We start from the raw sequence: 10,746 nt of genomic DNA, 5'->3' as shown, positions 1-10,746 counted from the left end.
CCCATCTTGCAGTGTAAGGATAATCCCTACTTTTACAATCTCTCCATGCGATGAGATTGGTTATCCGGTATTAGCCCCGGTTTCCCGAGGTTATCCCAGTCTGCAAGGCAGGTTGCCCACGTGTTACTCACCCGTCCGCCGCTCGTTCCACAATCGTCACCCCGAAGGGATCAGACTGCTTCCCGCGCTCGACTTGCATGTATTAGGCACGCCGCCAGCGTTCGTCCTGAGCCAGGATCAAACTCTCCATGAAAAATACATCATAAAGTGTTTAATACAGGCTGTTGCTTCTTGTATAAAGAAATTAACAGACGCTTGACTTTCATTCAATTTTCAAAGGACAACTGCTCGCCGCCTTAATTGGCGACTTTTATATGTTAACACCTTTAAATTTCGATGTCAACAACTTTTTGTTTTGTTTTTTTCGCCTAGCCAGCGTTTGCTTGCTGTCCTTTCGGCGACAAATAATAATATATCACCATAATAAGCTTTGTGCAACCCCTAAAAAGAAATTAATTTAAAATCTTATTTATGGTAAAGCGTATATTTTACTTTGAATTGGTGACACGGTTACTTATTATACAGATATTACCCTTTAAACGCCAGAGATAAAATTTAATTTTCTCATAAAAATGGAAAAAGAAATGAACCTCCCCCTGTTGTCTCATTCATATATCTTCTCTCAGATGCATGTTTTTCGTTACTCAGCCAAAGACTGAAGAATACTTGGCTAGTATCCTGAAAGAAAGAGCTCAGCTACATTCGCGAACATCCAGTTCTGCACGCAGAAGCCACCACATTACTCTGTTTGCTACACAAAAACTGACATGTCCTGCAGCCAATGATGAACAAACCCATATCGCGTGCCTCTCGGCGCTTGAGCAGGCATAAAAAATAATTCTAACACAGAGTGCGAATGTATGATGGACTTTGCTGTCTACGCCCTGGTTGATGGCAGTCAGGAGAGGGAAGTGCCTGTGGGAAAAGCAGCAGTTGAAAATCCAGGAGGAGATGTTTTCCTGATGAACGGAAGTATTGCCTGCACAAGCAGGTCAGCCAGAAAGAAGGAAGGACACTAATAACCTCCACAAACTCTATAGGATCAAAAGATATCATTCTTTATTTTTTTCCATCTCTATCAGAAGAATTCTACTTGTTAAGGTATACATTTCTAAAATGCAAAAAGCGGCTCGCTATATAACGAGCCGCCAACTTTTTATACCTGCTGCTTACGCATCTGAGGAAACAATAATACATCCCGAATCGATGCAGAATTGGTCAAGAGCATAACGAGCCGATCGATTCCAATTCCCAACCCGCCTGTTGGAGGGAGACCATACTCCATCGCTTCCAGATAGTCTGTATCCATCATATGAGCTTCCTCATCTCCCTGCTCTCTTTCTTGTACTTGTGCCTCGAAGCGCTGCCGCTGGTCGATAGGATCATTTAACTCCGTAAACGCATTTGCATGTTCCCGGCCAACGATAAAAAGTTCAAAGCGGTCTGTAAAGCGCGGGTCATTTGCATTCTTCTTTGCCAGCGGGGAAATTGCAACAGGATGACCATACACAAATGTTGGCTGTACTAGCTTCTCTTCTACAAAATGTTCAAAGAACTCATTAACAACATGACCAAATGTCATCGTTTCTTTCACTGGTACTTGATGTTCTTTAGCTAGTGCCCGGGCTTGTTCATCTGTCATTTCTTGCCAAAAGTCTACACCTGTCTCTTCTTTCACCGCATCTACCATGTGTACACGGCGCCAAGAAGGTTGAAGTTCCACTTCTTCCCCGCCATACGTAATAGTAGTAGTGCCTAATACTTCTTGAGCTATGTGAGCAATTAAGTTTTCTGTTAACACCATGATATCTTCATAATCACCGTAGGCAGCATATAACTCCATCATGGTAAATTCCGGATTGTGCCTTGTAGAAATTCCCTCATTACGAAATACACGCCCGATTTCATACACTTTTTCCAAACCGCCAACAATTAGCCGTTTTAAATGAAGCTCGATGGCAATGCGCATATAAAGCTCCATGTCAAGTGCGTTGTGATGGGTAATAAACGGGCGGGCTGCTGCTCCGCCTGGAATAGTATGCAGCATTGGCGTTTCTACTTCTAAATACCCTTCACGATCTAAGTACCGGCGCATCGATTGTAGAATCTTGCTTCGAACAACAAAAGTATCGCGTACCTCTGGATTAACAATTAAATCTAAGTAACGTTGACGGTATCGTTGTTCTACATCCTTTAAACCGTGAAATTTGTCTGGAAGCGGGCGAAGTGATTTTGATAACAGCTCAAATTCAGATGCCTTTACAGACAGCTCTCCTACTTTTGTTTTAAAAGCTGTTCCTTTTATCCCAACAAAATCACCAATATCGGTGCGTTGGAATAATTCATAGGCTTCTTCACCCACCTGGTCTTTACGTACATAGATTTGTATTTGTCCGCTTAAATCCTGAATATGAGCAAAGCCTGCTTTTCCTTTTCCACGCTTTGTCATGACTCGTCCTGCAATAGAAATATTGGTTTCCTTTTCCTGCAATTCTTCCTTTGTAAATTCATCAAACTCTTCTGTTACAAGAGCTGCTGTATGAGAACGTTCAAACCTTTTTCCGAAAGGGTCTTTCCCTTCTTCTTGTAACGCTAACAGTTTTTCTCTTCGCACTTCTATTTGGTCATTATGTTCTTGCTCTTGACTCAAGACTATCCACTCCTTCGTTTTTAGCCAATAGATTCATGGAAAAGGACTGTCCCTTACACCTGAAAAGGGGCAGTCCCGTTGTTTGCATTATCAAGGTGAATTACACTGCCGACGCTTTTGCATGTTCCGCTGCCTCTAACTCATCGACAAAGTTATACAATGCAGCAGCAACTTCATCTCTTGTGTGAAGCTGATTAATTTGATCACGTACTCTCTTGTTGCCCCTAAGCCCTTTTAGATACCACGCAGCATGCTTGCGCATTTCTCGAACAGCTACATTTTCTCCTTTAAGATCAATTAACCGGTCCATATGAATCATGCAAACATCAATTTTTTCATGCGGGGATGGGTCCGGAGCTAACTCCCCAGTTTCGAGGTAATGGATAGTGCGGTAGAGCATCCAAGGGTTTCCAAGTGCAGCTCTTCCGATCATTACACCGTCCACACCCGTCGTGTCCAGCATTCTCTTTGCATCTTGTGGTGTCTTTACATCGCCATTACCAATAACCGGTATATCTACAGCATTTTTTACTTCTTTCAATATATCCCAATTGGCGGTTCCTTCATACATTTGTACACGTGTCCGTCCATGGACGGACACTGCTTTTCCGCCAGCAGCTTCGATAGCCTGTGCATTTTCCACTGCTAAAATATTGTCTTCGTCCCAGCCCATTCTCATTTTAACGGTAACAGGCTTGTCAACGGCACGAACCGCTACTTTTACCATTTCATAAATTTTATCCGGGTCTAGCAACCACTTAGCACCGGCATCACATTTTGTGATTTTCGGCACGGGACATCCCATGTTAATGTCGATGATATCAGCATTTGTCTGCTGGTCGACCACTTGTGCGGCTCCAGCTAATGTTTCTTTGTCCCCGCCGAATATTTGCAAACTTAAAGGCTTTTCCCTCTCGTCCACATAAAGCATCTGCAATGACTTCTCGTTTTTATTTAAAATGGCTTTATCGCTAACCATTTCAGCACAAACAAGTCCTGTCCCGAACTCTTTGGCAATGAGACGAAAAGCTGGATTACAAACACCTGCCATCGGTGCAAGTACCACTTGGTTTTTCATTTTAATATTATCAATTTGCAACATATTTCCACCTCCAATACATTTAGCCAGAACGCAATTCTTCTTTCGTAACGCCTAGCGCTTCTACCACTTCGTCTATAAATTGTTCATCCGGAACGCGGCTGCCTCGTTCAACCTGACCAAGAATGGAAACGGATATCCCCATTTTTTCAGCAAGACTTTCCTGTGTGTGGCCCTTTAACTTTCGAAAAGCTCGAATCCGGCTGGCCCAGAGCATTTCCTCCATAAACGCACACCTTCTTTTTCTTTATTGGATAAATCTTGAACAAGGTCATGAATGCTTCTATGTGTTATCGGTTCTTTGACACCTTCCGCTATTTCATTTAAAGGAATCAAAACAAAGGCTCTTTCTGCCATTCTCGGATGAGGAATATATAAATCGTCCATTCTAATATTTTCATCATTGAAGAGTAAAATGTCAAGGTCTATCGTACGAGGTCCCCATCGTTTTATCCTTACCCGGTCTAATTCTCTTTCTATCCACTGAGTGGTTAACAATAACTGCTCTGGAGACAAGCTTGTCTTTAACGCTGCGGCCATATTCAAGAATGATGGTTGTTCTGTTACACCGACGGGGGCCGTTTCATAAATTGATGACAGTTTTGTTACTTGTATGCTTGTCTGTTCGTGTAATTGATGCACAGCTTGCTTTAAGTAATGCGCCCGATCCCCCATATTTGAGCCAAGGGCTAAATAAACACAGTTGTTCATGACCGGCTCCGTGTAATTTCTATTCCTACGTATTCATAATGACCGGCAATAGGAGGGGTAGGTTTCTTTACAAACACCGTCGCTTCATAAACGATAGAAAATGTATTTAAAATGATTTCCGCTATCGTTTCGGCTACTGTTTCTACTAAATCAAATGTGTTTTCTTCGACTGCTTTTTTGACAGCTTGATATGCGTCGGCATAATTCACACTCTTTTCCAAATCATCATCTTTTGCAGCTGGTTTTAAATTAGCTTTCATTGTTAAATCAACAATAAAAGGTTGGCCTAGTGTATTTTCCTCTGAAAACACACCGTGATAACCATAAAACTCCATCCCTTTTAAGTATATTTTATCCAACGGTTTCCACCTTTCCTTTTCCAAGCATAGCATCCATCATTTTCACTGTTCGGCTCATTTCTAGAACATCGTGAACCCGAACGATATCACTGCCTTTTTCTATACCGAGGCTCACCGTCGCTCCTGTCCCTTCGACTCTTTCATTAGCTGGAAGGTTAAGGGTCTGTGCAATAATGGACTTACGAGACGTTCCTAAAAGTACTGGATAGCCAAGTTCTGTAAATTCCTCAAGACGTCTCATTACTTCGAGGTTTTGATGATACGTTTTAGCAAAACCAACACCAGGATCCAAGATAATGCGATTATCTTTCACCCCTGCTTGTTTACAAATATCAATGCTTTCTCTTACATCGGCGATAATGTCTGCTATCAAGTCCTGATAATCTGTATTGTCGCGGTTATGCATCACGATAATCGGCACATCATACTGTGCTGCTACCTCCGCCATTTCGGGGTCGCCTTTTGCTCCCCAAATATCATTAATAATGGAAGCACCAGCCTTTAGTGCTTGTCTAGCTGTTTCTGCTTTATACGTATCAATTGAAATCGGTACATCGACTTGACTAGCAACCGCTTCAATCACCGGAACCACCCGGCTGCATTCTTGTTCGATTTCCACTTTCGTATACCCCGGCCTTGTGGATTCCCCTCCAATATCAATAATATCAGCGCCTTGCTCCACCATTTCTTGTGCACGTTCTACCGCTTTTGACAGCTCATTAAAGCGGCCGCCATCTGAAAAGGAGTCTGGGGTTACATTTAGAATACCCATGAGATAGGTCTTTTCTGAAAAATCCATTGTCCATTTTCCCCAAGAAATTTGTGTATTACTCATGATTAATCTTCCTTTCTTTTCATTTCCGATATAGACCATAATTGTTCACGATAACGTTTATATTCTTGCTGCAGTTTATCAACGACCGAATGGCCTGCTGTAAAATAATGATCATCCACAGCGTTTAAACGTACGATTTCTTGAATGGAATTGGTGACGAACGCTTCGTCTGCGTCGTATAACATCTTTATTTTAAATTGTCCTTCTCTTACGTAAAAAGAAAGTTTTTTGGCTAAATTTATGATAAACGCCCGAGTAATTCCATTTAAAATCCCTGTTTCTACAGCTGGCGTATAAATGGTTGTTCCTTTTACCCAAAAAAGATTGGAAACAACACCTTCTGTCAAATACCCTTTTTCATTTAAATACAAGCCTTCTACTGACTGGTCGGCCCCTGTTTCTCTTTTACCTAATATGTTATTAAGGTAATGGTGGGATTTGAGCCTCTCTTCTGATTCGGGTGAATTTCTTCGCACCGTCAATAGCTTCCCGTTTTTCGCTTGTTCCAACGATGTAGCCGGATCAGGCAAAGGCTTCATATAAATGATTGTGTTCGAATTTTTATAAGGGGCCGTAGTCAAGCCCAGTTCTCCCTCGCCAGCAGAAACATTGTAACGTACATATGCATGTTTTAATTTGTTGGCTGCCAGCAATTCATTTAATTGTTGTTGTACGTTTTCCCGATGATACACCCAATCTATTCCCATCACGGACAACCCGCGTTCTAACCGAAAAAAATGATCATCAAGTAAAAAAGGGTGGCCGTTATAAATACGAAATGTTTCAAACAAACCAAGGCCATACATAAAACCATGTTCAAAAACAGAAAGACGAGCTGAGCCCGCCTCTTTAATATCACCATTTATATAAATATACATGACTCAAACTCCCTGTTTAGCTCCACGATACGTTTCAATAAAATTTCTCAGAAGTTGTTTTCCACTTCCGGTCATAATCGATTCTGGATGGAATTGAACCCCTTCGATAGGAAATGTTTGATGGCGTATCCCCATGATTTCCCTGCTCTCTGTCCAAGACGTGACCGTAAAACAATCGGGAAGTGTTTCTTTTTCTACAATTAACGAATGGTAACGAGTAGCAGTAAATGGGTTAGACAAGCCTTGATAAATACTCGTTTCATCGTGTGTAATATCTGATGTTTTGCCATGCATGAGTTCTTCTGCACGCACAACCTTTCCACCAAATGCTTGTGCAATAGACTGGTGTCCTAAACAAACACCAAATATCGGTATAGAACCTGCAAAGTAACGTATTGCTTCCACGCTAATACCTGCCTCATCTGGAGTGCATGGGCCTGGCGAAATCATCAAGAAATCAGGAGCTAATTCCTCTATTTCCCGGATAGTTATTTTATCGTTTCTTCGAACAACCAATTCTTCTCCCATTTCTCCAAGATATTGAACAAGGTTGTACGTAAACGAGTCATAGTTATCAATCATTAAAATCATGCTTTTTCCTCCTCTGCTCGGCTGTGCTTCTGAACTAACTCTTCTTCACTAATCTCTTGGGCTTTCCAGAGAGCTCGTGCTTTTTTCAACGATTCTTGATACTCCGCTTGCGGATTCGAATCAATGACAATCCCAGCTCCGGCCTGCACGTAAGCAGTATCTTCTTTCACCACCATTGTGCGAATAGCAATATTTAACTCTAAATCCCCGTTAAAACCCAGCCATCCGACCGACCCCGTGTATATACCTCGGCGCACAGGCTCTAATTCTTCAATAATTTCCATTGTTCGAATTTTTGGTGCTCCTGTAATTGTCCCACCTGGAAAAGCTGCTTTTATCATATCATATTCATCCACGTCAGCGAACAATTTTCCTTTTACATTGGAGACAATATGCATAACATGAGAGTATCGTTCAATTACCATTAATTCATCTACGCTCACAGAACCATACATACATACTTTACCTAAATCATTTCGTTCCAAATCAACAAGCATTACGTGTTCTGCCCGCTCTTTTTCCGTACCGATTAATTCTCTTTCCAGCGCAATATCTTCTGTTTCGGTAGTACCACGCGCTCGAGTGCCGGCAATTGGCCTTGTCGAAGCTTTATTTCCTCTTTTTTTTATTAACAGTTCTGGCGAGGCACTTACTACTTGTAAATCAGGTGTGTGCATATATCCCATGTACGGCGAAGGATTCAATGTTCTTAGTTTTTCGTAAACATGCAGCGGCGGCGTCTTTAATGGTCTTTTTTGCCGAACAGACAGGTTGACTTGAAACACGTCTCCTGCTCGAATATAGTCTTGCACCTTATTGACTGCTTTTGAAAAAGTTTCTTCTGTGAAGCTGGCGGTATCATTACCTCCCCGAGAGACGCATGTACCACGTTTTGTTATTTGTTCGTCCCACGAAAACACTGGCGGAAATTCCCATGCGTGCTTCCATCGATTGATAGCAGTTCCAACTTGTTCCTCGTCGTCACTATGTACAACAATCCACAGCCTTTTTTCCAGGTGATCATAGACAAATACTTCTTGAAAAGCTAAAAAATATAAATCATCTGTTTCTAAGTCATCGCTCGCCGCAAAAGGCATCTCTTCAATATAACGGATGTAGTCATAGCTGAGAAAGCCGATAACCCCGGTTTGAAAATCTGGCAAATCAGGTTGTGTTACTACTTTATAGGGAGAAAGCCATTCTTTCATCGCTTGTAACGGATCGCCGTATATGTGTGTCTCTTCTTCCTGTGTTTTCACAAATAACCGGTTGTTTTTTCCTCTTAGTACAGCAAAAGGTGTGAAACCAGCAATGCTGTAACGTCCGCTTTGGCCACTTTCTAGTAAAATGTGATAGGCACGCTTTTGGCTTAACGCCTGATAAGCCTTAAAAAATTTATCCTCTGGATAACAAAAAGAATCTGCTGTCACAACGTGCTTTTTAAAGGGGTCGGGTAGTGGTGCTAGTTCCTTTAACATCATTCTCTCCTCATTACACTTCTTGTTAAACTTTATCCTACCACGAATTTGGCTGTTCATCACTAAAAAACCAAAAAGCAGAGCTGCATGAAATGACCCCCGAACGCTGGATTATTGGTCCAGCTTTCGGGGGTCATCTTAACATGCTCTGCTTTCGTTTTACTTTTCGTCAAATTGATAAAGAGGGGTACTTAAGTAACGTTCGCCGTTACTTGGAATAACAGCAACTACTTTTTTACCTTTACCCAGCTTTTTCGCCTCTTCCAAGGCAGCGTAAATAGCTGCTCCAGATGAAATACCGCCTAAAATACCCTCTTCTCTTGCTGCACGTCTCGCATATTCAAACGACTGTTCCGTTGTCGCTGTAACAATTTCATCATACACATCCGTATCTAAAATGTCTGGAACAAATCCGGCACCAATTCCTTGAATTTTGTGAGGGCCTTTATTACCACCGCTCAACACCGGGGAATCTTCTGGTTCAAGCGCGATAATTTTCACATTAGGGAAGTTTTCCTTTAATAACTTCCCGGCACCTGTGATCGTACCACCCGTACCAATTCCAGATACAAATGCATCTATTTGTCCATCCACCTGTTCTAACAGCTCACGTCCTGTTGTTTCGCGATGAATTTCAGGATTTGCTTCGTTTTCAAATTGCTGTGGCACGAAGTAACCATTTTCTTTCGCTAATGCGTTTGCTTTACTAATAGCACCGCCCATTCCATCCGGACCTGGTGTTAAGACTAGCTCGGCACCATATGCTTTTAACAGATTACGGCGCTCCATGCTCATTGTATCCGGCATCACTAATATTGCTCTATACCCTTTGGCCGCTGCAACCATTGCAAGGCCAATCCCTGTGTTGCCACTTGTTGGCTCAATAATTGTATCACCAGGTTTGAGATTACCGTCTCTTTCTGCAGCCTCAATCATTGCAAGAGCAATACGATCTTTAACACTGCTTCCTGGGTTCATAAATTCCAATTTCAAATATACATCTGCGTCATTTTCACCTGTTAGGCGGTTCAATTTCACAAGCGGTGTATTTCCAATAATTTCTGTAATGTTGTTTGCCACTTTCATACGTCGTTCCCCCTCGTTAATACCAAGTAATTTCATTGGTTTTGTTGCTATTATAGTACCAGCCTTTTAAAATCGTGTCAAACAATGTACATGACTATTATTCGACATCGTTTTCTATATTCCATGCACGCTGTTGAAGTTCCTTTAAATCCTCTTCAGAAAAATGATATTTTTCATTGCAAAAATGACACTGTGTCTCTGCACCTTTATCTTTTTCAATCATATCTTGCAACTCATCTGTCCCTAAAGAGATAAGGGCATTTTCCACGCGCTCTTTTGAACAGTGACATGAAAAAGCAACCGGATGTTTATCCAACAATTGAAAATCCTCACCGAAAAGAACATGAAGCATTTCTTCCGGCGTTTTTCCTTTTTCAATAAGCTTAGAGACTGGCGGCATATTATTAATTTGTTGCTCGAGCCTGGTAGCAATCTCATCATCAGCACCTGGAAGTAGTTGTATAATGAAGCCGCCTGCTGCCAAAATAGAGTTATCTGGATTTACGAGCACCCCTAGACCTACAGAAGACGGGACTTGTTCAGAGGAGACAAAATAATATGTGAAGTCTTCTCCTAATTCCCCGGATACGATTGGCACACTCCCTGTGAAATGTTCTTTCATGCCGAGGTCTTTGACAACAGACAATGTTCCGTCTGTTCCTACCGCTCTTGCAACATCCAATTTGCCTTGCTGATTCAAATCAAAATGAACTTGTAAATGATGAGCATATCCTCGCGTGTTTCCGTTAGATTGACTGTCAATAATAATGGGGCCCATTGGACCTCTTCCTTCTATCTTAATGGTCAGCTTATCATCACCTTTTAGCATCGCCCCCATCATTGACCCTGCAGTCATAGCACGCCCAAGAGCAGCAGCTGCGGTTGGCAGTGCCTGATGGCGACGTACAGCTTCATCTACCATATTCGTCGTTCTGACTGCATAAGCACGTACACGGCCGTCAAATGCAGTGGTTTTTATAAGGTAGTCTTCCATATCCC

Annotated in this window: 11 protein-coding genes and 1 rRNA gene; all 12 read right to left on the bottom strand. The window is 42.0% G+C overall.

Features of this window, described 5'->3' with window-relative positions:
* A 16S ribosomal RNA gene (locus BLT18_RS14430) occupies positions 1–253 on the bottom strand; the annotation flags it as partial.
* Between the two features lie 963 nt (positions 254–1,216).
* Entirely contained in the window at positions 1,217–2,710 is a 1,494-nt protein-coding gene (gene lysS, locus BLT18_RS14425; RefSeq protein WP_091275507.1) for a lysine--tRNA ligase, read from the bottom strand.
* A gap of 100 nt (positions 2,711–2,810) precedes the next feature.
* A complete protein-coding gene (dusB, locus tag BLT18_RS14420) occupies positions 2,811–3,812 on the bottom strand; it encodes a tRNA dihydrouridine synthase DusB (protein ID WP_091275504.1) in 1,002 nt (333 codons plus the stop codon).
* A gap of 19 nt (positions 3,813–3,831) precedes the next feature.
* A complete protein-coding gene (locus tag BLT18_RS14415) occupies positions 3,832–4,035 on the bottom strand; it encodes a helix-turn-helix domain-containing protein (RefSeq protein ID WP_091275501.1) in 204 nt (67 codons plus the stop codon).
* Positions 3,987–4,520, bottom strand: a complete 534-nt coding sequence (gene folK / locus BLT18_RS14410; protein WP_091275499.1) for a 2-amino-4-hydroxy-6-hydroxymethyldihydropteridine diphosphokinase — start codon at positions 4,518–4,520, stop codon at positions 3,987–3,989. Before folK ends, BLT18_RS14415 begins: the two co-directional genes overlap by 49 nt.
* Positions 4,517–4,879, bottom strand: coding sequence for a dihydroneopterin aldolase (gene folB, locus BLT18_RS14405; protein WP_175487526.1), 363 nt, complete (start codon positions 4,877–4,879; stop codon positions 4,517–4,519). Before folB ends, folK begins: the two co-directional genes overlap by 4 nt.
* Entirely contained in the window at positions 4,872–5,714 is an 843-nt protein-coding gene (gene folP, locus BLT18_RS14400; protein WP_091275494.1) for a dihydropteroate synthase, read from the bottom strand. Before folP ends, folB begins: the two co-directional genes overlap by 8 nt.
* Positions 5,715–5,716: 2 nt before the next feature.
* Positions 5,717–6,592, bottom strand: coding sequence for an aminodeoxychorismate lyase (gene pabC, locus BLT18_RS14395; protein ID WP_091275492.1), 876 nt, complete (start codon positions 6,590–6,592; stop codon positions 5,717–5,719).
* Positions 6,593–6,595: 3 nt separating this feature from the next.
* Positions 6,596–7,183: an aminodeoxychorismate/anthranilate synthase component II gene (gene pabA, locus BLT18_RS14390; protein ID WP_091275489.1), complete on the bottom strand. Its 588-nt coding sequence runs from the start codon at positions 7,181–7,183 to the stop codon at positions 6,596–6,598.
* The gene (locus BLT18_RS14385) at positions 7,180–8,661 is read right to left on the bottom strand and encodes an anthranilate synthase component I family protein (protein WP_091275486.1); all 1,482 of its coding nucleotides are present in this window, start codon (positions 8,659–8,661) and stop codon (positions 7,180–7,182) included. Before BLT18_RS14385 ends, pabA begins: the two co-directional genes overlap by 4 nt.
* 159 nt (positions 8,662–8,820) lie before the next feature.
* Positions 8,821–9,747 (bottom strand): cysteine synthase A, encoded by a 927-nt coding sequence (gene cysK, locus BLT18_RS14380; protein WP_091275482.1) that lies wholly within the window; start codon positions 9,745–9,747, stop codon positions 8,821–8,823.
* A 97-nt stretch (positions 9,748–9,844) separates the two neighbouring features.
* Complete coding sequence (gene hslO / locus BLT18_RS14375; protein ID WP_091275479.1) at positions 9,845–10,741, bottom strand: Hsp33 family molecular chaperone HslO; 897 nt, start codon at positions 10,739–10,741, stop codon at positions 9,845–9,847.
* Positions 10,742–10,746: the final 5 nt, after the last annotated feature.

Source organism: Alteribacillus persepolensis, from assembly GCF_900099605.1.
GTDB classification, from domain to species: domain Bacteria; phylum Bacillota; class Bacilli; order Bacillales; family Marinococcaceae; genus Alteribacillus; species Alteribacillus persepolensis.
Note: the sequence above shows the minus strand (reverse complement) of the source record. Positions and strands in the feature narration are given on the sequence as shown.

Coding starts and splice junctions, on each gene's coding strand:
- pabA (WP_091275489.1), bottom strand. CDS start 7,183: ATGATTTTAATGATTGATAACTATGACTCGTTTACGTACAACCTTGTT.
- cysK (WP_091275482.1), bottom strand. CDS start 9,747: ATGAAAGTGGCAAACAACATTACAGAAATTATTGGAAATACACCGCTT.
- folP (WP_091275494.1), bottom strand. CDS start 5,714: ATGAGTAATACACAAATTTCTTGGGGAAAATGGACAATGGATTTTTCA.
- hslO (WP_091275479.1), bottom strand. CDS start 10,741: ATGGAAGACTACCTTATAAAAACCACTGCATTTGACGGCCGTGTACGT.
- folK (WP_091275499.1), bottom strand. CDS start 4,520: ATGAACAACTGTGTTTATTTAGCCCTTGGCTCAAATATGGGGGATCGG.
- dusB (WP_091275504.1), bottom strand. CDS start 3,812: ATGTTGCAAATTGATAATATTAAAATGAAAAACCAAGTGGTACTTGCA.
- BLT18_RS14415 (WP_091275501.1), bottom strand. CDS start 4,035: ATGGAGGAAATGCTCTGGGCCAGCCGGATTCGAGCTTTTCGAAAGTTA.
- pabC (WP_091275492.1), bottom strand. CDS start 6,592: ATGTATATTTATATAAATGGTGATATTAAAGAGGCGGGCTCAGCTCGT.
- BLT18_RS14385 (WP_091275486.1), bottom strand. CDS start 8,661: ATGTTAAAGGAACTAGCACCACTACCCGACCCCTTTAAAAAGCACGTT.